Origin of the sequence: Nocardioides sp. NPDC047086 (assembly GCF_040643685.1) — a bacterium.
Classification (GTDB): Bacteria; Actinomycetota; Actinomycetes; order Propionibacteriales; family Nocardioidaceae; genus Nocardioides.
Genome location: NZ_JBEYUV010000036.1, coordinates 38,661 through 63,067, shown reverse-complemented (window position 1 = coordinate 63,067; position 24,407 = coordinate 38,661). Strand labels below are relative to the sequence as shown.

The 24,407-nt window shown below is 69.1% G+C and carries 29 protein-coding genes; 16 read left to right on the top strand and 13 right to left on the bottom strand.

Going from position 1 to position 24,407, the window contains the following annotated elements; genetic code table 11:
• Window positions 1-127 precede the first annotated feature (127 nt).
• From ABZ796_RS22335 to ABZ796_RS22325, 3 genes are all read right to left on the bottom strand, one after another.
• Entirely contained in the window at window positions 128-1,063 is a 936-nt protein-coding gene (locus ABZ796_RS22335) for a MetQ/NlpA family ABC transporter substrate-binding protein (RefSeq protein ID WP_357339880.1), read from the bottom strand.
• 168 nt (window positions 1,064-1,231) lie between these two features.
• Window positions 1,232-2,077, bottom strand: coding sequence for an ABC transporter permease (locus ABZ796_RS22330; RefSeq protein ID WP_357339878.1), 846 nt, complete (start codon window positions 2,075-2,077; stop codon window positions 1,232-1,234).
• Complete coding sequence (locus tag ABZ796_RS22325) at window positions 2,074-2,982, bottom strand: ABC transporter ATP-binding protein (protein ID WP_357339876.1); 909 nt, start codon at window positions 2,980-2,982, stop codon at window positions 2,074-2,076. The genes ABZ796_RS22330 and ABZ796_RS22325 overlap by 4 nt, the downstream gene beginning before the upstream one ends.
• Window positions 2,983-3,115: 133 nt before the next feature.
• Between ABZ796_RS22325 and ABZ796_RS22320 the strand changes: the two genes are divergently transcribed.
• Both ABZ796_RS22320 and ABZ796_RS22315 read left to right on the top strand, forming a co-directional pair.
• Window positions 3,116-4,297: a sensor histidine kinase gene (locus tag ABZ796_RS22320; RefSeq protein WP_357339874.1), complete on the top strand. Its 1,182-nt coding sequence runs from the start codon at window positions 3,116-3,118 to the stop codon at window positions 4,295-4,297.
• A complete protein-coding gene (locus ABZ796_RS22315; RefSeq protein ID WP_357339873.1) occupies window positions 4,294-4,959 on the top strand; it encodes a response regulator transcription factor in 666 nt (221 codons plus the stop codon). The genes ABZ796_RS22320 and ABZ796_RS22315 overlap by 4 nt, the downstream gene beginning before the upstream one ends.
• Window positions 4,960-4,970: 11 nt before the next feature.
• Here ABZ796_RS22315 and ABZ796_RS22310 read toward each other — a convergent pair whose 3' ends face one another.
• Window positions 4,971-5,141, bottom strand: a complete 171-nt coding sequence (locus ABZ796_RS22310) for a hypothetical protein (RefSeq protein ID WP_357339871.1) — start codon at window positions 5,139-5,141, stop codon at window positions 4,971-4,973.
• Between the two features lie 112 nt (window positions 5,142-5,253).
• Here ABZ796_RS22310 and ABZ796_RS22305 point away from each other — a divergent pair, with 112 nt between their 5' ends.
• From ABZ796_RS22305 to ABZ796_RS22285, 5 genes are all read left to right on the top strand, one after another.
• Window positions 5,254-5,697, top strand: coding sequence for a helix-turn-helix transcriptional regulator (locus ABZ796_RS22305; protein ID WP_357339870.1), 444 nt, complete (start codon window positions 5,254-5,256; stop codon window positions 5,695-5,697).
• Window positions 5,698-5,702: 5 nt separating this feature from the next.
• Complete coding sequence (locus ABZ796_RS22300; protein ID WP_357339869.1) at window positions 5,703-6,125, top strand: VOC family protein; 423 nt, start codon at window positions 5,703-5,705, stop codon at window positions 6,123-6,125.
• Window positions 6,126-6,174: 49 nt separating this feature from the next.
• The gene (locus tag ABZ796_RS22295; RefSeq protein WP_357339868.1) at window positions 6,175-8,538 is read left to right on the top strand and encodes an excinuclease ABC subunit UvrA; all 2,364 of its coding nucleotides are present in this window, start codon (window positions 6,175-6,177) and stop codon (window positions 8,536-8,538) included.
• Between the two features lie 113 nt (window positions 8,539-8,651).
• The gene (locus tag ABZ796_RS22290) at window positions 8,652-9,176 is read left to right on the top strand and encodes a DUF6069 family protein (protein WP_357339867.1); all 525 of its coding nucleotides are present in this window, start codon (window positions 8,652-8,654) and stop codon (window positions 9,174-9,176) included.
• A 39-nt stretch (window positions 9,177-9,215) separates the two neighbouring features.
• Window positions 9,216-9,686, top strand: a complete 471-nt coding sequence (locus ABZ796_RS22285; RefSeq protein WP_357339866.1) for a VOC family protein — start codon at window positions 9,216-9,218, stop codon at window positions 9,684-9,686.
• Here ABZ796_RS22285 and ABZ796_RS22280 read toward each other — a convergent pair.
• A complete protein-coding gene (locus tag ABZ796_RS22280) occupies window positions 9,683-10,309 on the bottom strand; it encodes a class I SAM-dependent methyltransferase (RefSeq protein ID WP_357339865.1) in 627 nt (208 codons plus the stop codon). The genes ABZ796_RS22285 and ABZ796_RS22280 overlap by 4 nt on opposite strands.
• A 73-nt stretch (window positions 10,310-10,382) precedes the next feature.
• Here ABZ796_RS22280 and ABZ796_RS22275 point away from each other — a divergent pair, with 73 nt between their 5' ends.
• Both ABZ796_RS22275 and ddaH read left to right on the top strand, forming a co-directional pair.
• Complete coding sequence (locus ABZ796_RS22275) at window positions 10,383-10,877, top strand: GNAT family N-acetyltransferase (RefSeq protein ID WP_357339864.1); 495 nt, start codon at window positions 10,383-10,385, stop codon at window positions 10,875-10,877.
• A 13-nt stretch (window positions 10,878-10,890) separates the two neighbouring features.
• A complete protein-coding gene (gene ddaH / locus ABZ796_RS22270; protein ID WP_357339863.1) occupies window positions 10,891-11,661 on the top strand; it encodes a dimethylargininase in 771 nt (256 codons plus the stop codon).
• Here the strand turns inward: ddaH and ABZ796_RS22265 are convergent.
• Both ABZ796_RS22265 and ABZ796_RS22260 read right to left on the bottom strand, forming a co-directional pair.
• Window positions 11,652-13,013, bottom strand: coding sequence for a lipase family protein (locus ABZ796_RS22265; RefSeq protein ID WP_357339862.1), 1,362 nt, complete (start codon window positions 13,011-13,013; stop codon window positions 11,652-11,654). The two genes, ddaH and ABZ796_RS22265, sit on opposite strands and share 10 nt — an antisense overlap.
• Window positions 13,014-13,129: 116 nt before the next feature.
• The gene (locus tag ABZ796_RS22260) at window positions 13,130-13,744 is read right to left on the bottom strand and encodes a GyrI-like domain-containing protein (RefSeq protein ID WP_357339861.1); all 615 of its coding nucleotides are present in this window, start codon (window positions 13,742-13,744) and stop codon (window positions 13,130-13,132) included.
• Window positions 13,745-13,825: 81 nt separating this feature from the next.
• Between ABZ796_RS22260 and ABZ796_RS22255 the strand changes: the two genes are divergently transcribed.
• The 3 genes from ABZ796_RS22255 to ABZ796_RS22245 all read left to right on the top strand — a co-directional run bounded on the left by ABZ796_RS22255 (window position 13,826) and on the right by ABZ796_RS22245 (window position 15,010).
• The gene (locus tag ABZ796_RS22255; RefSeq protein WP_357339860.1) at window positions 13,826-14,227 is read left to right on the top strand and encodes a hypothetical protein; all 402 of its coding nucleotides are present in this window, start codon (window positions 13,826-13,828) and stop codon (window positions 14,225-14,227) included.
• A 97-nt stretch (window positions 14,228-14,324) separates the two neighbouring features.
• Entirely contained in the window at window positions 14,325-14,672 is a 348-nt protein-coding gene (locus tag ABZ796_RS22250; RefSeq protein ID WP_357339859.1) for a TraR/DksA C4-type zinc finger protein, read from the top strand.
• Between the two features lie 38 nt (window positions 14,673-14,710).
• Window positions 14,711-15,010, top strand: a complete 300-nt coding sequence (locus tag ABZ796_RS22245; RefSeq protein WP_357339858.1) for a hypothetical protein — start codon at window positions 14,711-14,713, stop codon at window positions 15,008-15,010.
• Between the two features lie 13 nt (window positions 15,011-15,023).
• On the opposite strand, the gene ABZ796_RS22240 is transcribed toward ABZ796_RS22245, so the two are convergent.
• On the bottom strand, window positions 15,024-16,109 hold the full coding sequence (locus tag ABZ796_RS22240; RefSeq protein ID WP_357339857.1) for a low temperature requirement protein A: 1,086 nt from the start codon (window positions 16,107-16,109) through the stop codon (window positions 15,024-15,026).
• Window positions 16,110-16,186: 77 nt separating this feature from the next.
• Here ABZ796_RS22240 and ABZ796_RS22235 point away from each other — a divergent pair, with 77 nt between their 5' ends.
• A complete protein-coding gene (locus ABZ796_RS22235; RefSeq protein ID WP_357339856.1) occupies window positions 16,187-16,576 on the top strand; it encodes a DUF1304 domain-containing protein in 390 nt (129 codons plus the stop codon).
• 12 nt (window positions 16,577-16,588) lie between these two features.
• Here ABZ796_RS22235 and ABZ796_RS22230 read toward each other — a convergent pair whose 3' ends face one another.
• The 4 genes from ABZ796_RS22230 to ABZ796_RS22215 all read right to left on the bottom strand — a co-directional run bounded on the left by ABZ796_RS22230 (window position 16,589) and on the right by ABZ796_RS22215 (window position 20,326).
• Window positions 16,589-17,098 (bottom strand): DUF1772 domain-containing protein, encoded by a 510-nt coding sequence (locus tag ABZ796_RS22230; protein ID WP_357339855.1) that lies wholly within the window; start codon window positions 17,096-17,098, stop codon window positions 16,589-16,591.
• Between the two features lie 142 nt (window positions 17,099-17,240).
• Window positions 17,241-18,731, bottom strand: a complete 1,491-nt coding sequence (locus ABZ796_RS22225) for a tripartite tricarboxylate transporter permease (RefSeq protein WP_357339854.1) — start codon at window positions 18,729-18,731, stop codon at window positions 17,241-17,243.
• 12 nt (window positions 18,732-18,743) lie between these two features.
• Window positions 18,744-19,277 carry a tripartite tricarboxylate transporter TctB family protein gene (locus tag ABZ796_RS22220; RefSeq protein WP_357339853.1) on the bottom strand — a complete coding sequence of 178 codons (534 nt, stop codon included), beginning with the start codon at window positions 19,275-19,277 and terminating at the stop codon, window positions 18,744-18,746.
• Window positions 19,274-20,326: a tripartite tricarboxylate transporter substrate binding protein gene (locus ABZ796_RS22215; protein WP_357339852.1), complete on the bottom strand. Its 1,053-nt coding sequence runs from the start codon at window positions 20,324-20,326 to the stop codon at window positions 19,274-19,276. Before ABZ796_RS22215 ends, ABZ796_RS22220 begins: the two co-directional genes overlap by 4 nt.
• Before the next feature lie 129 nt (window positions 20,327-20,455).
• Here ABZ796_RS22215 and tcuA point away from each other — a divergent pair, with 129 nt between their 5' ends.
• The 3 genes from tcuA (at window position 20,456) to ABZ796_RS22200 (ending at window position 23,756) form a co-directional block, all read left to right on the top strand.
• The gene (tcuA, locus tag ABZ796_RS22210) at window positions 20,456-21,940 is read left to right on the top strand and encodes an FAD-dependent tricarballylate dehydrogenase TcuA (protein ID WP_357339851.1); all 1,485 of its coding nucleotides are present in this window, start codon (window positions 20,456-20,458) and stop codon (window positions 21,938-21,940) included.
• A gap of 41 nt (window positions 21,941-21,981) precedes the next feature.
• Window positions 21,982-22,650, top strand: a complete 669-nt coding sequence (locus ABZ796_RS22205) for a GntR family transcriptional regulator (RefSeq protein ID WP_357339850.1) — start codon at window positions 21,982-21,984, stop codon at window positions 22,648-22,650.
• A gap of 92 nt (window positions 22,651-22,742) precedes the next feature.
• Complete coding sequence (locus ABZ796_RS22200; RefSeq protein ID WP_357339849.1) at window positions 22,743-23,756, top strand: tyrosine-type recombinase/integrase; 1,014 nt, start codon at window positions 22,743-22,745, stop codon at window positions 23,754-23,756.
• Here ABZ796_RS22200 and ABZ796_RS22195 read toward each other — a convergent pair.
• Complete coding sequence (locus ABZ796_RS22195; RefSeq protein ID WP_357339847.1) at window positions 23,750-24,313, bottom strand: class I SAM-dependent methyltransferase; 564 nt, start codon at window positions 24,311-24,313, stop codon at window positions 23,750-23,752. The genes ABZ796_RS22200 and ABZ796_RS22195 overlap by 7 nt on opposite strands.
• Window positions 24,314-24,407: the final 94 nt, after the last annotated feature.

The following is a 24,407-nucleotide window of genomic DNA, read 5'->3' as shown; positions in this document are numbered from 1 at the left end:
CTTGAGGTTGTTGGCCAGCGCGGCGGCGCTCTCCTGGGTGAAGTCACCGCTGATCTGGGCGCCTCCGCTGATCCGGGAGTCGGCGGTCGGCGCCGCACGAGCGGCTCCGCAACGGTGGCCGAGTGCGTCACTGACGCTCCTCGACCTGCTTCTCGGTGTCCTCGAGCGACTTCTGCAGATCCTCGACCGGGATCTTGACGAGCTCGGCGGTGTCGCCGGAGGTCTCGTAGACGCCGTCCTGGACCGCCTTGGTGTCCTGGAAGATCTTGACGAGCTTCTTGTACGTCGGGTTGTCGGCATCGTCGGCGCGAGCGGCGAAGATGTTGACGTAGGGGAGCGCCTTGGGGTCGGACGGGTCGTCGGTGGCCAGGGCGTCGGAGAACTTCAGGCCCGCGTCCTCGACGAAGTCGTTGTTGATGATCGCGGCGGCGACGTCGGGGAGCGAGGAGGGGGTGATCGCGGCCTGGACGGCCTTGATCTTCACCTTGGAGGAGGGGTCGACCTCCTTGATGGTGCTGAACGGGGTGCCGCCGTCGGTGAGCTCGATCAGGCCCTTGGACTGGAGCAGCACCAGGCCGCGGGCCTGGTTGGTCTCGTCGTCGGGGACGATCACGGTCTCGCCGGCCTTGATCTCGTCGAGGCTCTTGTACTTCGAGGAGTAGAGCCCCAGCGGGTAGGTCGCGGTCGAGCCGAGCGCGACCAGGTCGTCGTCGTTCTGGACGTTGTAGTCGGCCAGGAAGATGATGTGCTGGAACTGGTTGAGGTCCAGCTCGCCCTCGGACAGCGCCGGGTTGGGCTGGTTGTAGTCACCGAAGTTCTTGACCTCGAGGTCGATGCCCTCCTCGCGAGCGGCGTCCTGATAGGTCTTCCAATAGGGGTCGTCGGCACCGACGACACCGATGGTGACCTTGGTCAGGTCGCTGCCGGAGTCGTCGTCGCGGGTGAGGAAGAAGGCGAGGCCGCCGATCACGACGGCGACGGCGACGACGATCCCGATGATCAGCGGGAGCTTGGACTTGGGAGCCTCGATGAGCGGGGTGGGCTCGGGCGTGTTGGAGGACACGGGTGGGAACCTCTTCTAGACGGGAGAGTCTCGACGGTGAGAACGGACAGCCTGGTTGTTGTCCACCAAAACAGTAGACTTAACGAGGATCACACTCGCATTGTCGGTCACACGCCGAGACGTGTCACGGACCCGTCCCGGCGTGTGCTATAGCCATGTTTCCCGAGGTCAGGCGAGGTCGCGGCGCCTCATCACGACCACCGCGGCGACCGCTGCGACCAGGACGTACGCCGTCACGGTGATCAGCGCCCGCTCGCCGGAGATCGTGTCGAGGACTCCCGGTGTCCCGTTGGGACCGCCGATGATCGCGCCGACGAGCGAGCCGCCGGCGGTGCCCGGAAGGGCCTCGGTGACGGTCTCGACGCCCGAGAGGAGGCTGCCGACACCGCGGAGCAGGTTCTCGACCACCAGCGACCAGACCAGGCCCAGGCCGACGGCGAGCGCCGGTCCCTTGGCCAGTACGCCGACCAGGAATCCGAGCAGCGCCCACATCTCCAGCACCAGGAACCCGGCACCGAAGGACTGAGCCAGGTCGCTCAGCGCGGGCATGTCGATCGCCTGCCCCTCGGTGGCCGCGATCGCCATCGAGACGCCGACGCACAGAGCCAGGGTGGCGGTCATCATCGCGAAGATGAAGGCGGTCACCGCAGCGAGCGAGCCGCCGACGGCAGCGAGCCGGCTCGGCCCCTGGGTGAAGACGGTCTTCCAGGTGCCCCAGCCGAACCCGTTGCCGGCCACCAGCGCGCCGACCACCATCGCCAGGGCGCCGCCGAACATCGGCAGGCCGCTGACGATGACGTCGGGGACAGCGCTCGGCATCAGCTCCGCCAGCAGCTGGGCGTTGCTGGCACCGTCACCGGCGAAGTTGTCGTCGCCGGTCTTGTAGGCGACGTAGTTGAAGACGTACCCGAAGGAGAGCGAGAGCGCCAGCCAGGCGCCGACGATCACCCAGATCGCCGACCACTTGCGCAGGCGCAGTATCTCGGCGCGTGTGCTGTTGATGAGAGCAGTCATGACACGAGCTCCTTGTTGCTGGTCATCTCGAAGAAGACGTCCTCCAGGGAGCGCTCCGCGACGGTGACCCCGTGGACATCGATGGAGTGGGCGACCAGATGGCGTACGACGTCGGGGGCCGCCGTGGCGGGCAGGTCGACCTCGAGCGTCCCGTTGCCGATACGGCGTACGCCCTCGTCCCCGGCCATCCGCATCAGAGCTGCCAGGGCAGCGCCCTCGGGGGTGGCCCGGACCCGGAGAGTGGCGTCGCCGCGCAGCTCGGCGACGGTGGACTCGCGCAGCAGCCGGCCCTCGTTGATGACTCCGACGCGGTCGCAGATCTCCTGCACCTCGGCCAGGATGTGGCTCGAGAGGATGACCGTCTGGCCGGCCTCGGCGAGGGAGACGACCAAGGCTCGCATGTCGGCCATGCCGGCCGGGTCGAGGCCGTTGGTGGGCTCGTCGAGGACGAGCAGGTCGGGGGAGCCGAGCATCGCGGCGGCGACGCCGAGGCGCTGCTTCATCCCGAGGGAGTAACCCTTGAAGGCGTCCTTCGCCCGGTCGGCGAGATCGACCATCTCGAGCACCCGGTCGACCTCGGTGCCCGGCAGGCCCTGATAGCGCGCCATCGTGCGCAGGTTGTCGCGGCCGCTGAGGTAGGGGTAGAAACCGGGGCCCTCGATCAGGGCCCCGATCCGGGCAGTGACCTCGGGTCGCCCGGCGGGGCGACCCAGGACGCTGGCCGATCCGGCGGTGGGCCGGATCAGGCCGAGCATCATCCGCAAGGTGGTGGTCTTGCCGGCCCCGTTGGGGCCGAGGAAGCCGTACACCTCGCCACGCACGACGGTCATGCTGACCCGGTCGACGGCGAGCCTGTCGCCGTACCGCTTGGTCAGCCCGTCGGTCTCAACCACGAGTTCATTCATGCCTCTCACGCTCTCCCGGCCGGCCCCTGGTCGGCATCGGCGCCGTGGAGGCTCCGGGTTACGCAGATCTGCGTAGGCGGGCGGCCGCTTGTGTCGTACGTCTCGGGCGCCCGCGCGAACTAGGGTCATGTCCATGTCCCGGATCCGTCGCCATTGGCTGCCGTGGCTGGTCGTCGTGGTGGAGCTGGTCGGCTCGCTGGGCAGCAACGCCCAGGCCGACACCCGGGGGCCGGTTGCGCTGGCCGCGCTGCTCTCCGTCGTCGCCGTCCTTCCGGTGCTGCTGCGGGAGCCGCCCGGGTGGGTGCTCGCGGTCAGCGGGCTCTGTGTCGGCGTCTACTTCACCCTGGGCTACGCCGCCGGGCCGGTCTTCCTGGCGCTGCCTGCGGCCACCTTCGCGGTGGCGTGGTCGCTGCCCCCGCGCCGGTGGGTCGGCTGGGCTGCCGTGGGTGCGGCCCTCGTGGCCGCTGGGATCGTGCTGAACCCCGCGGAGAGTCCGAGGTTCGACGGGGGCCGCGGCCCCTGGGGACCCGGCGGCGGCCCGGAGGGTGACCTCTCGCTGTGGCAGGCCTTCGGCCAGGTGGCGCTCATCGCCGCCTGCGGTGCGATCGCCACCGCGCTGCGCTCCCGCAACGAGGCCCGGGCACAGCGCCAGCGCCGTGCGGTCAGCGACGAACGAGTCAGGATGGCCACCGACCTGCACGACGGCGTCGGACACGGGCTCGCGGTGATCGCGATGCAGGCGGGTGCCGCGCTGCACGTGCTCGACCGCGATCCGGAGGCGGCCCGCCGCAACCTGGAGGCGATCCGTGCCGAGAGCAAGGAGTCGCTCGACCTGCTGCGCCGGCAGCTGGCCCGGCTGACCGAGACCGAGACCGGCGCCGGGCCCGCGCCGCGGGCACCCGAGCACGGGTTCGCCGACGTGCCCGCGCTGGTCGACCGGGTGCGCACGGGCGGGCTCGAGGTCTCGCTCCGGCTCGAGGCGGGCTCCGTGCCGGCGGAGGCTGAGCGGGCGGCGTACGCCGTGGTCCAGGAGGGGCTCACCAATGTGCTGCGGCATGCGGGAGCGTCGCGGGCCGAGGTGTCGCTCGTCTCCATATCGGGGTCCGAGCTGGTCGTGACGGTGCGTGATGACGGGCGGGGATCGGACATGGTGAGCGGGGAAAGGCGTCCCGGGATGGGAATTGTGGGAATGCGGTCGCGCGTCGAGGCGCTTGGAGGCACCCTAGAGGCGGGGCCGGAGGTACGGGGCTTCCGGCTGCGGGCTTCCATCCCGCTTTCAGGGTCCTCGGCGGGTGGCGCGGAGGGGCTGGCATGAGCGAGCGCAAGCAGGTCAGCGTCGCTCTGGTCGATGACCAGCCCCTGGTCCGGATGGGCCTGGCGACGATGATCGGTGCCGAACCCGATCTGGAGGTCGTCGGTGAGGCCTCCGACGGCAGCGCGGCGCTGCCGATGCTGCGCCGCGCCCACCCCGATGTGGTCCTGTGCGACATCCGGATGCCGGTCCTCGACGGCCTCGGCATGCTGGAGCAGGTCACCCGCGACCCCTCGCTCAAGGACGTACGGGTGGTGATGCTGACGACCTTCGAGCTCGACGAGTACGTCTTCGAGGCGCTGCGGCTGGGAGCAAGCGGCTTCCTGCTCAAGGATGCCGAGCCGGTCGCGCTGCTGGACGCGATCCGGGTGGTCGCCGACGGTGGTTCGCTGCTCGCACCGACGGTGACGAAGCGCGTGATCGAGGAGTTCGGGTCATCCCGGCGGGCGGCGAACCCGCATCCACGTCTGGGAGACCTGACCGAGCGTGAGCGGGAGATGGTCGCCTGGGTGGCCACCGGCCGTTCCAACGCCGAGATCGCCGCCGAGCTCGTGGTCAGCCCGGACACGGTCCGCACCCACGTCTCGCGGGCGATGGTGAAGCTGCATGCCCGTGACCGCGCCCAGCTCGTCGTCTTCGCGATCGAGTCGGGACTGAAGATCTAGCCGAACCTGGATCAGGCGGCGAGCGGGATGCTGCCCGGCATCACAACCGGTGCGCACGAGCAGGTGTCGCTGCAGGCCAGGTAGGTGTGCACCTCGTGACCGCATCGCGGGCACGGCAGGAAGTGCGACATCGGGAAGCTGTGTACGTTGCCGTTCTCTGGGTGCTGAGCCGTGTCCCACATGACTTTCTCCTATCCGCGTTGTGTGCCTTCACCTACTCCACGAGTGTGCGCGTGCGAATTCGACATCTTTTCTTCGACACGCGGCAGATTCATCAAATGGGAGGATCGGCGAGTGACGACGGACCAGGCGCAACGACTGCGCGACCTCAAGCTGCTGCGGAAGGTCAAGGACCGGATCGACAGGGAGTACGCGCAACCGCTCGACGTGGAGGCATTGGCCAGTGGCGTACACATGTCGGCCGGCCATCTGAGCAGGGAGTTCCGCAAGGCCTACGGCGAGCCGCCCTACTCCTATCTGATGACCCGCCGGGTGGAGCGGGCCATGACCCTGCTGCGGCGCGGCGACCTCAGCGTCACCGACATCTGCTTCGCGGTCGGCTTCGGGTCGCTGGGGACGTTCTCGACCCGGTTCAGCGAGCTCGTCGGGATGTCACCGAGCGTCTACCGCGAGAAGGCCTCGGCCGGTGGAGCGGGGATTCCACCGTGCGTGTCCAAGCAAGTGATCAGACCGGTCAGAAATCGAGAAGCCAGGGTGCCGGATCCCTACATAACGTGAGGTCCATGGACATCAACATCTGCCACAGCTACCTACCGCACACCGACCCCGAGGCCTCGCTGAGGTTCTACCGCGACCTGCTGGGTTTCGAGGTGAGGAAGGACGTCGGGTACGAGGCGATGCGCTGGCTCACGATCGGGCCGCCGGCGCAGCCCGGCGTGAGCGTCGTGCTCTACCCGCCCCTCGCCGACCCGAACATCAGCGAGGAGGAGGGCCGCGTCATCCAGGAGATGATGGCCAAGGGCACCTTCGCCAGCCTGATGCTCTCCTCGCCCGATGTCGACGCCGCGTTCGAGAGGATCCAGGCCGGCATCGAGGCCAGCGGCGGCGAGATCATGTCGGAGCCGACCGATCAGGACTGGGGCATGCGGGACTGCTCCTTCCGCGACCCGGCCGGCAACACCATCCGGCTGCAGCAGGTCAAGTGAGCCGGAAATGTGCAGGCCTGGATTCACGCCTCCGACTAGCCTGATCGGCATGACGGACGCCGGCTCGAACGAGCCCAACAGCGCAGACACTCACGACCTGATCCGAGTCCAGGGGGCCCGGCAGAACAACCTCAAGGACGTCTCGGTCGAGATCCCCAAGCGCCGGCTCTCGGTGTTCACCGGGGTGTCGGGTTCGGGGAAGTCATCGCTGGTCTTCGGCACGATCGCGGCGGAGTCGCGGCGGCTGATCGACGAGACGTACTCGACGTTCATCCAGGGGTTCATGCCCAGCCTGCCGCGGCCCGAGGTCGATGCGATGGAGGGGCTGACCACCGCCATCCTGGTCGACCAGGAGCGGCTCGGCGCCAACCCGCGCTCGACGCTCGGCACGGTCACCGACGCCTACGCGATGCTGCGCTCGCTGTTCAGCCGGCTGGGGGACCCGTTCATCGGCGGTCCGACCGCGTTCTCCTTCAACATCCCCACCACCCGCGCAAGCGGGGTGATGACCGGGCCCAAGGGTGAGAAGACGATCGTCAAGGACGCGGTCTACCTCGGCGGCATGTGTGCCGAGTGCGAGGGGCGCGGGACGGTCTCCGATCTCGACCTCGCGGTCATCATCGACGAGTCGAAGTCGCTGGTCGACGGGGCGATCCTGGTGCCCGGATACACCGCCGACGGCTGGATGGTGGCCGCCTTCAAGGTCGTCGTTCCGCCGGACGTCCCGATCAAGGACCTCACCGAGGAGCAGCGCCACGACCTGCTCTACGCCGAGCCGCGCAAGATCAAGCTCGAGGGCATCAACGCGACCTATGAAGGCCTGATCCCGAAGATCCGCAAGTCGATGTTCAGCAAGGACGTCGAGGCGCTGCAGCCCCACATCAAGAAGTTCGTGGAAGCGGCGGCGGTCTTCAAGCCCTGCCCGGCCTGCGGAGGGACCCGCCTCAACGAGTCGGCGCTCTCCTCGAAGATCCGCGGCAAGTCGATCGCGGACGTGTGCGCGATGCAGGTCACCGACGCCGCCGACTGGCTGCGGACCATCGACGAGCCGGGCGTGGCGCCGCTGGTCGCCGGGCTGCTGCACCTGTTCGACTCGTTCGTCGAGATCGGTCTCGGCTACCTCTCCCTCGACCGGCCCTCAGGCACGCTGAGCGGCGGCGAGGCGCAGCGTACGAAGATGGTCCGTCACCTCGGCTCCGCGCTGACCGACGTCACCTACGTCTTCGACGAACCGACCGTCGGGCTGCACCCGCACGACATCCAGCGGATGAACAAGCTGCTCCTCGACCTGCGCGACAAGGGCAACACCGTCCTGGTCGTCGAGCACAAGCCGGAGACCATCGCGATCGCCGACCACGTCGTCGACCTCGGCCCCGGGGCCGGCAGCGACGGCGGCACGATCTGCTTCGAGGGAACCTACGCCGGGCTCGCCGAGGCCGACACGCTGACCGGGCGCCACCTCGGCCACCGCGCGTCGCTGAAGGAGACGGTCCGGGTGCCGAAGGGGCAGCTGGAGATCCGAGGAGCGACCTCCCACAACCTCCGCAACGTCGATGTCGACATCCCGCTCGGCGTGCTGACGGTCGTCACCGGTGTGGCCGGGTCCGGGAAGTCCTCCCTGATCCACGGCTCCATCCCGGTCAGCGAGGACGTGGAGTTCGTCGACCAGAGCGCGATCAAGGGATCGCGGCGCAGCAACCCGGCGACCTACACCGGCCTGCTCGAGCCCATCCGCAAGGCCTTCGCCAAGGCCAACGGGGTCAAGCCGGCGCTCTTCTCGGCCAACTCCGAAGGGGCGTGCCCGACCTGCAAGGGCAACGGGATGATCTACACCGAGCTCGGGTTCATGGAGACCGTCGCCTCGCCCTGTGAGGACTGCGGCGGCAAGCGGTTCCAGGCGCTGGTGCTCGAATACCGCCTCGGCGGGCTCAACATCGCCGAGGTCCTCGACCTCTCGGTCGCCAAGGCCCACTCCTTCTTCTCCGAGGGCGAGTCGAAGGTGCCCGCGGCCGCCAAGATCCTCGAGCGGATGGCCGACGTCGGCCTCGGCTACCTCAAGCTCGGCCAGCCCCTCAACACCCTCTCCGGCGGCGAGCGGCAGCGGATCAAGCTGGCCATGCACCTGGGGGAGAAGGGCGGGACGTACGTCCTCGACGAGCCGACCACCGGCCTCCATCTCGCCGACGTCGACAATCTGCTGGCGCTGCTCGACAAGCTGGTCGACGCCGGCAAGTCGGTGATCGTGATCGAGCACCACCAGGCGGTCATGGCTCACGCCGACTGGATCATCGACCTCGGCCCGGGGGCCGGTCACGACGGCGGTCTGGTCGTCTTCGAGGGCACGCCCGCCGAGCTCGTCGCGAAGAGGTCGACGCTCACCGGCGAGCACCTGGCGGCGTACGTCGGGGCCTGAGCCTGGCCTCGGGTGGCGCGAATCACGCCTGTTCGCGGGCGTCTGGATGCGGTCGCGGTAGCGGGTCTCTCTTAGTGTGAATTGGTTGCAGCATCAATCAAGGAGCACCTGAGATGACCCTCTACCTTCCCGAGCACAGGCGTACGCCCGGGGAGTCCGAGCACACCGCTTGGACCCGTCCGGCCCAGCCGGCGGTGGAGTTGACTCCGGTGCGGGAGCGCCCGGCGCCGGTATGGCCGCGCGGGCTGGTGGCCGCCGCCGGCGCTGCGGTCGTCACGACGCTGATCGCCGTGGTCGCCAAGGCGGCCGGGGTCGACTTCGGGAGCAGCGTGGGCGACGTACCGCTCCTGGCGTTCCCGCTGCTCACCGTCTACTGCTCGCTGATCGGGATCATCATCGCCGAGGTGATGATCCGGGTCGCCGCGATGCCCCGCTCGACCTTCCAGATCACCATGATCGTGCTCACCGGGCTCTCGCTGGTCCCCGACGTGCTGCCGTTCTTCGAGTTCGACCTGGCCTTCGTCGGCGTCCTGTGCCTGACCCACGTCGTCGCCGCCGCGATCGTGGTCCCGATGATCGCCCGGCGGATGGAGGAGCGCCGCGGCCTCGGGCTGCACGTTCCCACCCATCGCCGATAGCGGACGCCGACCGTCCTGATTCGATGCCATGGTGGAGCCATGGCAGCAGAGACTCGCACCTTCCAGGTCACCTTCGACGCCCACGACCCCCGCGCGCTCTCCACGTTCTGGCGTGACGTGCTCGGCTACGTCCACCCCGGTCCGCCGGGAGTCGAGGTCCCCGAGGGCAGCGACCCGCTGGACGCCTGGGACGAGTTCCTCGCCCGTGTCGGGGTGCCGGAAGACGAGCGCAACAACGCCTCGGCGATCGAGGATCCCGCGGGCGCCGGCCCGCGCGTCTTCTTCCAGCGCGTGCCGGAGTCGAAGACCGCCAAGAACCGCGTCCACCTCGACGTCCGCGCCGCGCCCGGGCTGCTGGGCGAGGAGCGGATGGCTGCGCTCGAGGCGGAGTGCGAGCGGGTCGTCGCCCTCGGGGCGACCCGCGTCCGCCGCTTCGAGCCCGAGCCGCCGATGAGCAACGGCTTCATCGTCATGCAGGACCCCGAGGGAAACGAGTGGTGCCTGGACTAACCGACGCGCCGGGCGAGCAGGGTCGAGTCGTCGATGTCGACCTGGACGCCGTCACGGACGACCGAGCGGGGTCGCTGCTCGACAACGACGGGCTCGAAGCCGTCGGGCAGCCCGGGGAGCAGGTCGGCGGCGAGAAACATCGCGTCGTGGTGGTTGTGGTGCTCGAAGACCTCCGAGGGCGCGTGGCCGACGACGAGCAGATGGCCTCTGGGCGCGACCGCGGTGGCCAGGCGCCCGGCGACCTCGACCATGCTCCCGTCGGGCGTGTGCAGGAAGTGGCACGTCACCAGGTCGAACTCTCGGCCCTCGGCGTCGAAGGTGCGGGCGTCGACCTGCCACCAGGACGTACGATCCGCCACCCCGGCCTCTTCGGCATGCCGCCGTGCCCGGGCCAGCCCGTTGGCCGAGAAGTCGGCCCCGGTCACCGTCCAGCCCTGCTGGGCGAGCCAGATGACGTCTCCACCCTCACCGCAGCCGACATCGAGCGCCGTGCCCGGCGTCAGTGCCGAGACGTCGGCGACGAGCTGAGGGTTCGGGTTGCCGCTCCAGACCTTCTCCTCACCGGCGTAGCGCTCCTCCCACGACTCCGGCTCGAACATCTCGCGTCCGTCGTTCTCGCTCATGGCCTCAATCTAGCCGTCGCTGCTGGGTAAACCTGGTGCGTTGCAGGCATGCCATGTGATTGCCTGACCGGCGATGATCACCCTGAGCGAACCACCTCGCCTGGTCCGTCCGACGACGGCCGTACGCACCTCCTATCTCACCGGCGAGCAGGCCGACTGCCTCCTCCGCGGCACCGACACCGACTGGCTCGGCCCGGCCAGCGAGGACTTCGACGCGTTCGTCGCCGCGAGGGACCACGACAAGGAGCGCTGGGAGGTGATGTCGACGGTCTACTGGTACGTCTCCGGGGAGCACTACCTCGGCACCCTCGTCGTGCGCCACGCACTGACGCCCGAGCTCGCCGTCGACGGTGGTCACATCGGCTACCACGTCGTCGCGCCGTGGCGGCGCCAGGGTCACGCGACCCGCATGCTCGAACGAGGCCTCGAGAAGGCCCGTGAGCACGGCGTCTCCCGCGCCCTGCTCACCTGTGCCCCGGACAACGACGCGTCGCGGCGGGTGATCGAGAAGAACGGCGGCGCGGCCGACGAGCAACTGGGCAACGAGCTCAGGTTCTGGATCGGGTAGGGATACTGCACCCATGCACGCTCTCGTACGCCGCCCCTCGCCCCGCCTCGCCGACGGGCTCGTCACCCACATCGAGCGGAGCCCGGTCGACGTCGGCCTCGCCCACGAGCAGTGGGAGGCGTACCTCGCAGCGATGCGCTCGGCGGGCTGGACGACGCACGAGGTCGATCCCGCCGACGACTGCCCGGACTCGGTCTTCGTCGAGGACACGATGGTGGTCTTCGCGGACCTGGCCGTGATCAGTCGCCCGGGTGCGCTGGAACGGCGTCCGGAGACCGTCGCGGCCGAGGACGCCGTCCGTGCGCGGGGCTACCGGATCGCCCACATCGAGGCGCCCGGAACCCTCGACGGAGGCGACGTGCTCAAGCTCGGTGAGACCGTGTGGGTGGGGGAGGGCGGGCGTACGAACGCCGAGGGGATCGCCCAGCTCCGGGCGCTGCTCGCACCGCTCGGCGCCGACGTCCGCGCCGTCCCCGTCTCGAAGGTGCTCCACCTCAAGTCGGCGGTCACCGCGCTCCCCGACGGCACCGTCATCGGCCACGAGCCGCTGGTCGACGACCCGAGCGTCTGGGGAGCCCGGTTCTTGCCGGTCCCGGAGGAATCGGGCTCCCACGTGGTCGTGCTCGACGACCGCACGCTGCTCATGGCTACCTCGGCTCCGCTGAGCAGAGCGATCTTCGAGGAGCGTGGCTACACGGTCGTGCCGGTCGACATCTCCGAGTTCGAGAAGCTCGAGGGCTGCGTCACCTGCCTGTCCGTGCGGCTACGAGCGTCTCAGGGCTGACGAGGCATCGTCGCGCAGTTCGATCCCGTCGCGACGCCCTTGACCCGGTCGGTGATCCAGTTGATCGCGGCGGTCTGGTCGACCAGGAGCGGCGTGATGTGGTTGGTGATCAGCCCGTCGCCGAGGTTCGGCAAGATGACGGCCTGGTAGGTCACCTCGACCCCCTGACCACACCAGTCCACCGCCAGCTGGCGGGCCTGCGCGTGCGGGACGATGTCGTCCTCGGTGCCGGTCGCCAGCCTCACGGGGATCCGAGGAGCCAGGTTGCCGAGCTTCTGCTCGGTCATGATCGCCTGCACCGTGGGCTCGCGCTCGATGATGTCGTCGAGGCTCTCGCCGGTCGTGGTCCAGCTGTTGCTGCGCTGGAATGGATAGCTGATGATGCCGTCGCCGACGCACGCGGTCGACAGGTCCTCGAGCGCCGCCTTCCCCTTGGCGTTCAGGTTCTCGTCGAGGATCGGCTGCAGCTCCGGGTCGGACTGCGCCAGGCCGTTGATGGTCCAGCCCAGCGCCGCCACCAGGGCCGAACCGTCGATGCCCTGCGCCGTCGCCCGCAGGTCGGCCGGCGGTGCGCCGACATAGGCTCCGACGAGGTCGATCTCGGGAGCGTACGTCGCGGCGAGCTCGGAGGCTGACCCGGTCGCGCCGCCGCCCTGGCTGTAGCCGTAGAGGGCGACCCGCGACCCGGCGGTCACCGATGCATCCGGGACCTCGCGCGCTGCCCGCGCGGCGTCGAGGACGGCGTGGCCCCCGTCGACGCGGTCGACGTAGGTGTGGAGCCGGTCGGTGGTGCCGAGGCCGACGTAGTCGGTGACCATCACCGCGACCCCGCGCGCCAGGAGACGGTAGATCCCGATGTCCTCATAGCCCACCGAGACGGTCCTGCCGTTGAAGAGGATCGGGCGCTCCAGACCGAGCGAGGCCGAGCACTGGTCGCCCTGTCCCATGGTGCCGGGCGCGACGACCACGAGCGGGCGGTCTCCCGCACCCCTCCAGGCCGCGAACGGCTCGATGTAGGCGCCGGTCACCGCGGCCGGGGCGCCGTTGTTGTCGGTCGTCTTGTACATCACCCGGGTGGCGGTGCCGGGCAGCGAGCCGACGCCGGGGATCGAGAGGCCGACGCCGAGGGGGAGTGGCTCGGTGCGGACGAGCGCACCGTCCGCCTCGGGAAGCTCGGCCGGCGGGTTGTAGAACTCCGGGATCTCGACGCCACGCGAGACGACGGCGGTGCTCTGCTCGGCGGCCTCGGCCGGCGCGGCCAGGACTGCGGGCATGACGGCGGCGACGGCCAGCGCGGTCGCCAACGTGCGTACGGGGTGCTTCACGAAGATGCTCGATGCGTGCTGAGCCATGGGGGACTCTCCTCACGTAAGCGGGACCGCGTCGTCCCGAGTTACTGAAGAGTAATGTGAGCGCGGTCACGGTGACAAGAGTTTCAGTCCACACTTGTACACCGAGATTCGCGGCCCTAGGAGACGACCGGCTGGCGCAGGATCGTGCGGAGCTTCTCGGGTACCACGCGCCGCGGGTCACCCAGGTAGATCTCGTGGTGCTTCCCGCTCATCCGCAGCCCGCTCCCGGGGATGAACCGCTCGTGCAGCTCCTCGAGCACCGGGCCCTCGTCGTCGTACGGCCCGACGTGCAGCGTCTGCACGCACATGCCCTCCGCGAGCTTCTCCAGCCGCACCTCGCCCAGGCTCGCCGGGCGGTCCTTCTCGCCGACCTTCGAGACCGCCTCGTCGAACATCTGTGCAGTGATCCAGTCGGGCGTCATGATCATCGCGGTCCAGTCCCAGCGCGACTTGTCCCGCGCACGGGTGAACGCCTCCATGTCTTCGGCCCACCACAGCGCCTCCAGCGGCGGCACCACGTAGTCCCGGCCCTGGTCCTTGCTGGCGAACTTCAGCTTGTAGGCCACCGGGTAGAGCGCGGCGAGCGCATCCGCGTACTCCTGGGCGGTGTTGGGATCCCCGTGCCCGTCGACCATCAGGTAGGGGAGTGGCGGCACCTCGAGAACCCGGAACTCCCCCTGGCGCGCCCGAAAGATGTCGAGCTCCTTCTTCAGATCCACCTTCGCCACCATGGGGCCATGATGTCGCGCCGTCGAGGCCGGTGGGCGCGAAACTCGGATGCCGTCCGGGGAGTCTGCGCCTACGCTCCTGACATGGCCACCGTGGAGGACGTTCGCTGGCTCGGATCGAGCCTGGAGCGGTCCTACGAGGTCTTCGTACGCAGCCGGCTGAAGTTCCGGGTCGGCTCGATCGTCTATGTCGCCTTCTCCCTGGACGAGACCGAGATGGGGTTCGGCTTCCCGAAGGAGGAGCGTGCTGCGCTGGTCGCCAGCGCTCCCGACAGATTCCACCTGCCCCGCGAGTCGGAGCTGCGGTTCAACTGGGTGGAGTCGTCCCTGGCCGCGCTCGACCCGGCCGAGGCGTGCGAGTTCGTCGTCGACGCCTGGCGCCTCTGCGTACCGAAGAAGGTCTCCGCCGCCTACGATCTCACCCATCCCGACGGCCCTGGGCCGGACCGTCCCGAGACCGGGCCGGCGAAGAGGGGAGCGCGATGATCCTGGCCAAGGAGCACGAGCAGCTCACGGACCCCGTCCGCGAGCTCGTCCTCGACGACCAGCGGATCCGCAACGACATCTGCTGGTCGGTCTTCGAATGAAGGAGCGAACCCGAGAACTACTGGAGACCGAACGCCGGCAGGCACTCACCCGGCTCGCGGACCTCACCGACGACTTCGATGCCGTCGTCTCGGCCTCGCGAGACTCCAACGCCGATGACGAGCACGATCCCGAGGGGGCCACGATCGCCTTCGAACGCTCCCAGCTCCAGGCACTCGTACGCCAGGCCTGCCGGCACCTCGACGAGGTCGAGGCTGCCCTGGATCGGCTGACCGAGGGCACCTACGGGATCTGCGAGATCTGCGGTCAGCCGATCAGCGAAGGGCGGCTCGAAGCGCGCCCCGTGGCACGCACCTGCATCACCTGCGCCGCCGCCAGGCGTTGACCGGCCGTACGATGGCTCGTCCTCGACCGGGAGTGGGTATGTCACGTTCGTCCGAAGATCCGATCCTGCTGTGCTGCCTGCTGTGGGCGCACGAGGGACAGGCCGACGCTCTGCACGCCTACGAGGACCGTGTGCTCCAGCTGATCGAGGAGCACGGAGGAGAGGTCGTCCAGCGGGCGCTCGCCGACACCGCCGGCCAGCCCGACGAGGTCCAGCGCTTCCGGTTCTCGGGCCAGACTGCGCTCGACGCCTATCTGAACGACGACCGGCGTACGTCGCTGGCCCCCGAACGCGACGCGGCCGTGGCCCGCACCGAGCTGTTCCCGGTGCGATTCTGATCCGCCGGTCCGCTCAGATGGCCTCGACGTCCGCGGCCACGTGCCGATAGCCCCAGGTCTCGTAGACGACGACCGTCACATAGGGCGCGGCGGCCGCGATCAGCAGCGACCAGCCGAGGGAGACACCGGTCGCCGCCGCGACGACCGCGAGCGTCAGGACCGCAAGCATGCCGACGGCCAGGTTGACGTGCAGCATGTCCACGCGCCGCATCAGCGAGGAGTAGATGCCGAAGTAGGCGATCGTGAAGATCGCCAGCGGGATCGCGACCGCGAGCACCGCGCCGAGCACGCCGATGCTCGCCTCGCCCTCGACGACGTACGCCGCCACGTGGATGCCGCCACCGAAGGCCGCCACCGAGGCGAAGATGAGGATGTGCCCGTAGCCGAAGATCCAGGCCCGGTCCCGATGCCGCTCGATGAAACGAGCGAACGGAACGATGTAGTAGTCCCACCAGATCCCGAACGCCAACAGGGTCCCGGCGACCACGAGCAGGATCGACTCCTGCGACCAGCCGACGTTCTCGACGGCCGATGCCACCGCCGCGAGCACCACCAGGACCACCGAGCTCGTCTGCGTCACCGCGAGGATCACCCAGCCGATCTGAGCGACCAGGATCGACCCGGCGTAGGTGAGTGCGGTGCGACGGTAGACGGGGGACTGCGACGCGGCTCGGAGCCACTGAGCGACCATGGCGACCCGCATCACGACGTAGCCCGCGACCAGGACGCTGTTGTCGAGGACGCCGCCGTGCTCGAGCGACTCGAACAGCGGTGCGACGCCCAGTGCCACGACGATGGCACCGCCCATCTGCACGATGGTGAGGGAGCGGAACACCCAGTCGTCGGTGTCGAACCCGGAGGCGAACCAGGCGAAGTTGATCCATGCCCAGCAGATCGCGACCGAGGTGAACACGAAGCCACCGATCGCGGACGCCAGGTGCTCCTCGGCGACCAGATGAGCAAACGCGTCGCCGGCCTGCGCGAACGCGACGACGAAGGCGAGGTCGAACAGCAGCTCCAGGGGAGTGGCGGAGCGGCCGACCTCATCGGGGTAGCGTCCGCTCATCCGCATCAGCCGATGAGGTCGTACGGCGGTCATGGCGAAGATCCTGCCACCGTGGAGACGTCTCGGGGAGGGAGTGCGCCAAGTGCTTCTGAGCCGGTTAGTCTCAGCGCATGATGATCGTTGTGGCGCTGGTGCTCGCCGGGCTTGCTGCGTTGGTGCACGTCTACATCTTCGTGATGGAGTCGGTGACCTGGACGAGTGCCAAGACGCGCGCCGTCTTCGGGACGAGCGCCCAGGAGGCCGAGGCGACCAGGGAGCTCGCCTACAACCAAGGCTTCTACAACCTGTTCCTGGCGATCGTCACCGCGGTCGGCATCGTCTTGGTCGCGGCGGACTCGCAGGCCGCGGGTGTCGCGCTGGTGTTCGCGGGCACCGGGTCGATGGCAGCAGCCGCGACGGTGCTGTTCGTCTCCTCGCCCGACAAGCGGAGCGCAGCGCTCAAGCAGGGAGTCGTCCCGCTGCTCGCCGTGGTCGCGCTCCTCATCGGCTCACTCCTCTGACCTCGGCGTAGGTCAGGCGGACAGGCGGCCCTGGAGCACGAGGCTCCACGCGAGACAGCCGAAGGCAGCGGTCGTGGCGATGGTGCGTACGACGTTCCAGCGGACCCACTTCGCCTCGTCGAAAGCCTCGCGCACCTGGGCGAGGTCGGAGATCAGATCCGGTGATCCCGCGGCCTTGAGCGCGTCGTTGAGGGGGAGATGGATCGCGATCGTGAGGACGAAGGCGATCAGGTAGAGGACGAGCGCGACCCCCACCCACACCAGCAGGCGTCGCTGGTCCGACCCCAGGGACAGCGCGACCGCGAGGATGGTGAACACGAGCGCCCCGAGGAACCCGCTCACCATGAACCACGGGTTGATGATCGCCCGGTCGATCGCCTGGAACGAGCCGACGAACGTGCGGTCGTCGGTCGACCCCAGGCCAGGCATGATCGTGTGGGCATAGAGGCCGAAGTAGCCGGCCATCAGTCCCATGGTCATGGTCGCGGTGATCAGCGACAGCGTTCGGATGTCCTCGAGCATGGGCACATCCAAGCAGGTTCCGGCCGGCCGTTCCGGTGCTTCGCCGATGCTCGCCGGCCCACGGGGGAGTTGGGATGGCGAGACGGGTGCTGCGGCAAGCCTTCGAGGCAGCTCGGCACAGCACCCGTCTCCGCGCCGAGGGCTACGCCCTGGTCGAGCGGCGCAGCCACCCGATGAGTATCGGCAGCACCAGCGCTGCCACAGCGATCGCCCACAGCACCTTGCTGAGCGTGCTGTCCAGGAGCACCGTCAGGTCTCCCTCCGAGATCAGCAGCGTGCGCTGCAGCTGCGTCTCAAAGAGGGGCCCCAGGATGAGACCGACCACCGCCGGGGCGACCGGCACGTCGGCCATTGCCATGAGCACACCCAGCAGACCGATGACATAGAGCAGCAGCAGATCCGGGAACCCGCCGCCGGAGGCCAGCGTCCCGAGCGTCGCGAAGACCAGGATGCCCGCGTAGATGCCGTACGCCGGGATCTGCAGCAGCCGTGCCCAGACCCGCGCCAAGGGCAGGTTGAGCACCAGGAGCATCAGGTTGCCGATGAAGAGCGAGGCGATCAGGGCGTAGACGAGCGGCCCGGACTCGCTGAACAGCTGCGGCCCGGGCTGCAGGCCATAGGACTGGAACGCGGTGAGGATCACCGCGGCCGTCGCCGAGGTCGGTAGACCGATGGTGAGGAGCGGCACGAGCACCCCGGCCGCGGCGGCGTTGTTGGCTGCTTCGGGCCCGGCGACGCCTTCGATGGCGCCGTGCCCGAACTCGTCCTTGTGCTTCGAGATCCGTCGCTCGGTGGCGTACGACAGGAAGGTCGGGATCTCCGCGCCGCCGGCTGGCAGCGCCCCGATCGGGAACCCGAAGGCGGTGCCGCGCAGCCATGCCGGCCAGGAGCGACGCCAGTCCTGACGGGTCATCACCGCTCGTCCCCGGAGCGGCGTGACGGTGCCACCCCCGCCGCCCCGCAGCGCGTGCGCGAAGACCTCGCCGATGGCGAACAGGGCGATGACGACGATGACGACATCGATCCCGTCAAGCAGCGTCGGAACACCGAAGGTGAGCCGGGACTGACCACTTTGGGCCTCGATCCCGACCAGTCCGACGGTGAGGCCGATGACCAGGGACGCGATGCCCTTCAGAGGCGAGGCACCGAGCAGGCTGGCCACGGTCACGAACGCGATCGCCATCAGCGCCACGTAGTCCGCGGGGGTGAACTTCACCGCGACCTCAGCAAAAGGCTGCGCCACGAAGGTCAGCAGGATGGTCGCGATCGTGCCTGCGACGAAGGAGCCGATCGCGGCGGTCGCCAGCGCGGAGGCCGCCCGGCCGGCTCGAGCCATCTTGTTGCCTTCCAGGGCGGCGACCATGGAGGCCGACTCACCAGGGGTCCGCAGGAGGATCGCCGAGGTGGAGCCGCCGTACATCCCTCCGTAGTAGACCCCGGCGAACAGAATGAGAGCGGCGTCCGGCTCGAGCCGGAAGGTCAGTGGCAGCAACAGCGCCACGGTCAGTGCCGGTCCGATACCGGGGAGCACACCGACGGCGGTGCCGATGGTGACACCGATGAGGGCGAAGAGCAGGTTGGTCGGCGTCGCCGCGGCGGCGAAGCCATCGAGAAGCATGCTGAAGGAATCCATGTCGGGCCTTTCCTAGAATCCCCACGGCCCGGCCGGGAGGGCGATACCGATGAGTACGTCGAACGCAAGGAAGACCACGACGGAGACCGACCAGCCATAGACGTACGCACGGAACCGGGCAGGGGCTCCGAGCACGACGGCGACGGTGCCGAAGAGCAGGGTCGCGGAGACCACGTAGCCGAGATGGGTGACGACGACAGCGAAGACCAGGAGGACCGCGAGAAGAACTGCGGCTCGCCTCCAGTCCTGCGGCGAGGTCTGCGGGGCCTGACGCCAGGCTCGGAGGTCAGGGCGGGCGCTCAGGCCGAGGGCCCCTCCGATGACCAGCAGCAGCACCGCGACCACCCAGGGCATCGTCGCCGGGCCCACCACGTGGGCGTCGTTGTCGAGAAGGATCGCCTGGATCAGTACGACGACGCCGAAGGCCACCATGAGACCGCCGAGGATCAGGGTCGCGAGGGCGGTTCGCCGTTGGTCCATGCCCAGACGCTGGTCCGGGTCAGGTGCGTCGTGGGCCGACACAGCGCCATCGGTGCGTTCGCTCATGCGCTCTCACCACTCAGGCCCAGCTCGTCGATGACCGTGGAGACGCGCGTGACCTCGTCGGCGAGGAACTCCTCGAACTCGGGACCGCCCAGGGCCACATCGCCCCAGCCCTCGCGCTCGAGGGTCGCCTTCCACTCCGGGGTGCGGGTCATGTCCATGAGCAGGGTCTCGAGCGCCTGCTCCTGCGCCTCGGTGATCCCGGCCGGCGCCACGACGCCTCGCCAGTTGGTCAGCTCGACGTCGATGCCCCCTTCACGCAACGTCGGCACCTCCGGCAGCAGCTCGACCCGCTCGGCGCTGGAGACCGCGAGCGGGCGCATCTGGCCCGCCTCGATCTGAGGCATGATCTCCGAGACTCCGGAGATGCCGGCCACGGCGCTTCCGGAGAGCAGGGTCGCGACCGCCTCGCCGCCGCCCGAGTGGGCGATGTAGTTGACCTGCGCCGGGTCACCACCGAGGTTCTCGGCGATCAACGCTGCGAGGATCTGTTCGACCCCGCCGGCGGACCCGCCCGCGATCGAGATCGAAGGCAGCTTGGCGCGCATCATCTCGGCAAGCTGCTCCATGGAGGTGATCTCGGAGTCGGCCGGCACCACGATCACCTGGCTGTCGGTGGTCAGCCGGATCAGCGGAGTCACCTCGTCGAGCGTGACGGCAGAGTCGTTGGCTGCGATCGCTCCGACCATGATGAGCCCCATCGTCATCAGCTGGTGGCTCTGACCATCGAGCTGGGCGAACTGGCTGAGTCCGATGGTCCCGCCGGCGCCGCCGACGTTGTAGACCTCGGTACGTCCCGCCGTCTCCTTCAAGGCCGCCTGCATCGCGCGCGAGGTCTGGTCCCAGCCGCCACCTGGGTCTGCCGGTGCCATGACCTTGAGCTGCTGGTCACCCAGCGCCGCGTCGGCCACCTCGGACGCGCCACCGCGGGAGATGGTCACGACCGCCAGCGCGAGGGCCAGGGCGACCGCCACGGCGTACGGAAGGAGCTTGGTCGGTGCGGACCGCGCAGGCGGTGCGGCCGCACGCCGGTCGCTCGATGGAAAGGTCATCGTGAGACGCCTCCAGGGTAGGGGAGTGTGACCGCGGTCACCGGTTGTACCCCTTTGTATACATTGGTATCCTGTCGTGCACAAGCCTCTCCGACGGTTGGTTCGAGGGGCCGAGACCAAAGGAGAGACATGCCGGAGCAGCAACAGAGTTCGTACGACGTCGTCGTGGTCGGCGGCGGAAACGCCGGTCACGCCGCGGCCCTGTCCGCGGCCGAGCGGGGCCGCCGGGTGCTGGTGCTGGAGAAGGGTGTCCGCGGCGAACACGGTGGCAACTCGTACTACACGGCGGGCGCCATGCGAGTCATCCATGGCGACGTCGACTCGGTGCGCGACCTGGTCGACGACGACCCCCGGCTCGACACCTCGGTGCTTCCGCCGTACACGGCCGAGGACTTCCGCGCGGACATGGCCCGGGTGACCGGAGGCGGCAACGATGCCGAGCTCACCGATGTGCTGATCGCGGAGAGCGAGCCGGTCATGCGCTGGCTCAAGCAGCACGGACTGAGCTTCCGGCTGATGTACGAGCGCCAGGCCTACATCGCCGAGACCGGCCCCGACGCCGGTCGCCACGTGTTCTGGGGCGGTCTGGCGATCGGCAGCACCGGGGGAGGGAAGGGCCTCATCGAGCAGCACGAGGCTGCCGCCGCGAAGGCGGGCGTCGAGGTGCGGTACGGCTGTGCCGCCACCGGACTGGTGGTCGAGGACGGTCGGGTCGTCGGCGTGCGCTACGAGCAGGACGGCACCACCGCCGAGCTGCAGGCAGACTCGGTGATCCTGGCAGCAGGTGGGTTCGAGGCGAATGCCGAGCTCCGGCGCCGGCATCTCGGCGAGGGCTGGCAGCGCGCCAAGGTCCGCGGCACGCCCCTCAACACCGGCGACATGATCCAGGCCGCACTCGAGATCGGCGCCGTGGCGTACGGCGACTGGTCGACCTGCCACTCCGTCGCCTGGGACGCCGGCGCCGGCGACGAAGGCGACCGCGATCTCACCAACCAGCTGACCCGTGGCGGCTACCCGCTCGGGATCATGGTCAACAAGGAAGGTCGACGGTTCGTCGACGAGGGCGCCGACTTCCGCAACTACACCTACGCCAAGTACGGCCGGCACATCCTCGCGCAGACCGACGGGCTCGCCTACCAGCTCTTCGACGCCATCTCGCGGAAGATGCTGCGGACCGAGGAGTACGACGCGCCGGGCACGACCGAGGTGACGGCCGACAGCATCGCCGGCCTGGCCGCGAAGCTCGGCATCGACGAGGAGTCGCTGGCCCGGACGGTCACGGAGTTCAACGCATCCATCGACGGCTCGGTACCGTTCGACGCCGCGGTCAAGGACGGGCGCCGCGCGGACGTCGAGCCACCGAAGAGCAACTGGGCTCTGCCTCTGGAGACCGGGCCGTTCTACGCCTTCCCGGTCACGTGCGGCATCACCTTCACCTTCGGGGGTCTGCGCGCGGACACGCACGGAAGAGTGCTGGCCGAGTCCGGCGCGCCGATCGACGGGCTGTTCGTGTGTGGGGAGATGCTTGGTGGCCTGTTCAGCGGCAACTACCCTGGCGGCACCGGGCTGGTCTCCGGCGCGGTCTTCGGCCGACGCGCGGGGGCGGTGGCCTGACCGACCCGGTCCAGCCGGGATTGACGACAAGGAGCACAACGGTGACCGACGAGCGGCGCGGCAAGGCGGATGCATCCGCCATCTACGCTGACCTGCGCGCTGACATCCTCCGGGGCGACCTGACGGCCGGCGAGCCGGTCCGCGAGGTCGCGATCGCGGCACGTTTCGGGGTCTCGCGCACGCCGGTGCGCGAGGCCCTGCGTCGGCTGGAGCACGACCGGATCCTGGTGTCCTCGGCTCGTGGCCTGGTGGTGCGCGCGGTGGAGGCCGACGAGGTCATCCAGATCTACAACGTCCGGATCATGCTGGAGGGGGAGTGCGCGGCAGAGGCCGCCGGCAGCCGCAGCGAGGCCGACCTGCTCCGCCTGGAGTCGCTGGTCGAACGAGACCGCTCCCTCGAGGATCCTGACGACGCGACCCGGGCCGCCACGAACACCGAGTTCCACGAGGCGATCTGGACCGCGACCCACAACCCGGTGCTCCAGGATCTGCTGCACCGCCTGACCGTGCATCTGGTGCGGACGCCACACTCGACCCTCTCGGTGGCCGGTCGCTGGGAGCAGGCTCTCGACGAGCACGCTGCCGTCGTCGCGGCGATCCGTGACCGCGACGCCGACACGGCGCGGTCACTGGCCTCGGCCCACATGTCGCGCGCACGCGAGATCCGACTCGACCTGCTGCGCCGGCACACCACCGACTCGATGCGCTGAGCCGAGAACACTGCTCGCGCCGCGGATCGGGCATTTCCGCGATAGTACCCCCTATCGCAGAAATGTTCGAAAAGACTGTAGTATAGGGGGATGTGAGCGTACCTGACGATGGTGTGATGTTCGGCGATGTCGTCGAGGACTTCCTGACCGACCGGGCCACACTCACGCGTCGCGGGCTCAACGACAAGTCCCGCAGCGCCTACCGGCAGGACATCGCCGCCTGGGCGCGGCAGCTGCATGTCGACGCGGGCGGCGAGCGTGATGCCGACGTGCTGGCGCTGGTGCCGATCTCGGCGCTGACCGACCAGAACGTACGTATCGCCTACAGGTCGCTGCGCGAGAGCTCGGCCGCGGCGACCTGTCAGCGCCGCGTCGGCACGTTGCGGCTGTTCACCCACTGGCTGCAGCTCGAGGGATACCTGCTGGTGGATCCCACGCTGCGTATCGAGGCACCCGAGCGGCCCAGCCGGCTGCCGGCCGGCTGGAGCGTCGATGAGCTCCGCCGGCTGGCGCGCGTCGCCTCGACGCCGCGGGAAGGCACCGACCGACGGCGCTGGCCGGCTCGCGACCGGGCGATCTTCGCGGTGCTGGTCACCACAGGCGTACGCGCCGCGGAGCTGTGCGGGCTCACCGTCGGCTCCATCCGACGCGAACCCGACGGCGAGACGTTGGTGCGGGTCATCGGCAAGGGCGACAAGCAGCGCAACCTGCCCTTGCCCCCCGAGGCGGTGGATGCGGTCGACGTCTACCTGGCCGAGCTGGAGGCCCGCTTCGGTGCTCGCGACAGCGCCGACAGCCTGTTCGTGCTGACCTCGGGCAAGCAGCTGCGTCCGGGCGCGCTCAACCATCTGGTCGAGACCTGGATCCGGCTCGCCGGTGTCCCGAAGCAACCGGGCGAGGCCGCGCACGCATTTCGGCACAGCGCCGCCAAGGGACTGATCCGTTCGGGCGTACCGGTGCCTGCCGTGCAGGGGCTGCTCGGTCACGAAGACCTCAAGACGACCGGGATCTACGTCAAGGCGACCGCCGCCGACACACGTGATGCCGTACTGCTCTCACCGGCGCGCGAGGTCCTGCGCGAGACGGCGGTCCCGAAACCTCAGTGAGCCAGCAAGGTGATGGGTGGCTTGACCGCCCGGGTGGCGATGTAGGCCGAGAGGTGCTGCGCGGTGACGTCGGCATGGTGCGGCGCTTCGCTGAGGTGCGTCAGGATGAACCCTGCGGCCAGCTGCCCACCGATCTGTTCGGTCAGCGAGTGGCTGTACTCGATCGGGCCGTCTCCGTAGGCGCGCATCCGGTCGGCCTCCGAGAGGTCGAGCGAGCTGAACGGGAGCCGGTGACGCACCACCAGCTCGTGCCGGTCCAGTGCCATCTCGTCGAAGATGTAGACGTCCGGGTTCATGAATCCCGCCAGGAGCGCTCCGCCAGGACGCAGCACGCGGAGCGCCTCGTTCCACACCGGCGTCAGGTCCGGGCAGAACACGTTCGACACGGGGTTGACGATGACATCGAAGGCGCCGTCGTCGAAGGCGCCGAGGTCACGCATGTCGCCGAGCACCGTACGCAGCGCCAGCCCGTCACGAGCGGCCACCTCGTCATCGCGGGCCAGCTGCTTGGGCGAGTTGTCGAACACGGTCACCGTGGCGCCGGCAGCAGTGCACATTAGCGGCCCGAGGACTGTCTCCGCCGCTGCCCACCTATTCGCCGATAATGCACATTATGTCAACTCGGTCATCCGGGACCCCCTACTGGTGACC

Excerpts from the sequence above, each read along its gene's own strand:
- ABZ796_RS22240 (WP_357339857.1), bottom strand. The coding sequence starts at position 16,109 with ATGACCGCCGTACGACCTCATCGGCTGATGCGGATGAGCGGACGCTAC.
- ABZ796_RS22260 (WP_357339861.1), bottom strand. The coding sequence starts at position 13,744 with ATGGTGGCGAAGGTGGATCTGAAGAAGGAGCTCGACATCTTTCGGGCG.
- ABZ796_RS22325 (WP_357339876.1), bottom strand. The coding sequence starts at position 2,982 with ATGAATGAACTCGTGGTTGAGACCGACGGGCTGACCAAGCGGTACGGC.
- ABZ796_RS22290 (WP_357339867.1), top strand. The coding sequence starts at position 8,652 with ATGACCCTCTACCTTCCCGAGCACAGGCGTACGCCCGGGGAGTCCGAG.
- ABZ796_RS22215 (WP_357339852.1), bottom strand. The coding sequence starts at position 20,326 with ATGACCTTTCCATCGAGCGACCGGCGTGCGGCCGCACCGCCTGCGCGG.
- ABZ796_RS22320 (WP_357339874.1), top strand. The coding sequence starts at position 3,116 with ATGTCCCGGATCCGTCGCCATTGGCTGCCGTGGCTGGTCGTCGTGGTG.
- ABZ796_RS22225 (WP_357339854.1), bottom strand. The coding sequence starts at position 18,731 with ATGGATTCCTTCAGCATGCTTCTCGATGGCTTCGCCGCCGCGGCGACG.
- ABZ796_RS22235 (WP_357339856.1), top strand. The coding sequence starts at position 16,187 with ATGATGATCGTTGTGGCGCTGGTGCTCGCCGGGCTTGCTGCGTTGGTG.
- ABZ796_RS22295 (WP_357339868.1), top strand. The coding sequence starts at position 6,175 with ATGACGGACGCCGGCTCGAACGAGCCCAACAGCGCAGACACTCACGAC.
- ABZ796_RS22230 (WP_357339855.1), bottom strand. The coding sequence starts at position 17,098 with ATGCTCGAGGACATCCGAACGCTGTCGCTGATCACCGCGACCATGACC.
- ABZ796_RS22280 (WP_357339865.1), bottom strand. The coding sequence starts at position 10,309 with ATGAGCGAGAACGACGGACGCGAGATGTTCGAGCCGGAGTCGTGGGAG.
- ABZ796_RS22275 (WP_357339864.1), top strand. The coding sequence starts at position 10,383 with ATGATCACCCTGAGCGAACCACCTCGCCTGGTCCGTCCGACGACGGCC.
- ABZ796_RS22220 (WP_357339853.1), bottom strand. The coding sequence starts at position 19,277 with ATGAGCGAACGCACCGATGGCGCTGTGTCGGCCCACGACGCACCTGAC.
- ABZ796_RS22250 (WP_357339859.1), top strand. The coding sequence starts at position 14,325 with ATGAAGGAGCGAACCCGAGAACTACTGGAGACCGAACGCCGGCAGGCA.
- ABZ796_RS22245 (WP_357339858.1), top strand. The coding sequence starts at position 14,711 with ATGTCACGTTCGTCCGAAGATCCGATCCTGCTGTGCTGCCTGCTGTGG.
- ABZ796_RS22300 (WP_357339869.1), top strand. The coding sequence starts at position 5,703 with ATGGACATCAACATCTGCCACAGCTACCTACCGCACACCGACCCCGAG.
- ABZ796_RS22265 (WP_357339862.1), bottom strand. The coding sequence starts at position 13,013 with ATGGCTCAGCACGCATCGAGCATCTTCGTGAAGCACCCCGTACGCACG.
- ABZ796_RS22330 (WP_357339878.1), bottom strand. The coding sequence starts at position 2,077 with ATGACTGCTCTCATCAACAGCACACGCGCCGAGATACTGCGCCTGCGC.
- ABZ796_RS22315 (WP_357339873.1), top strand. The coding sequence starts at position 4,294 with ATGAGCGAGCGCAAGCAGGTCAGCGTCGCTCTGGTCGATGACCAGCCC.
- ABZ796_RS22195 (WP_357339847.1), bottom strand. The coding sequence starts at position 24,313 with ATGTGCACTGCTGCCGGCGCCACGGTGACCGTGTTCGACAACTCGCCC.
- ABZ796_RS22255 (WP_357339860.1), top strand. The coding sequence starts at position 13,826 with ATGGCCACCGTGGAGGACGTTCGCTGGCTCGGATCGAGCCTGGAGCGG.
- tcuA (WP_357339851.1), top strand. The coding sequence starts at position 20,456 with ATGCCGGAGCAGCAACAGAGTTCGTACGACGTCGTCGTGGTCGGCGGC.
- ddaH (WP_357339863.1), top strand. The coding sequence starts at position 10,891 with ATGCACGCTCTCGTACGCCGCCCCTCGCCCCGCCTCGCCGACGGGCTC.
- ABZ796_RS22285 (WP_357339866.1), top strand. The coding sequence starts at position 9,216 with ATGGCAGCAGAGACTCGCACCTTCCAGGTCACCTTCGACGCCCACGAC.
- ABZ796_RS22310 (WP_357339871.1), bottom strand. The coding sequence starts at position 5,141 with ATGTGGGACACGGCTCAGCACCCAGAGAACGGCAACGTACACAGCTTC.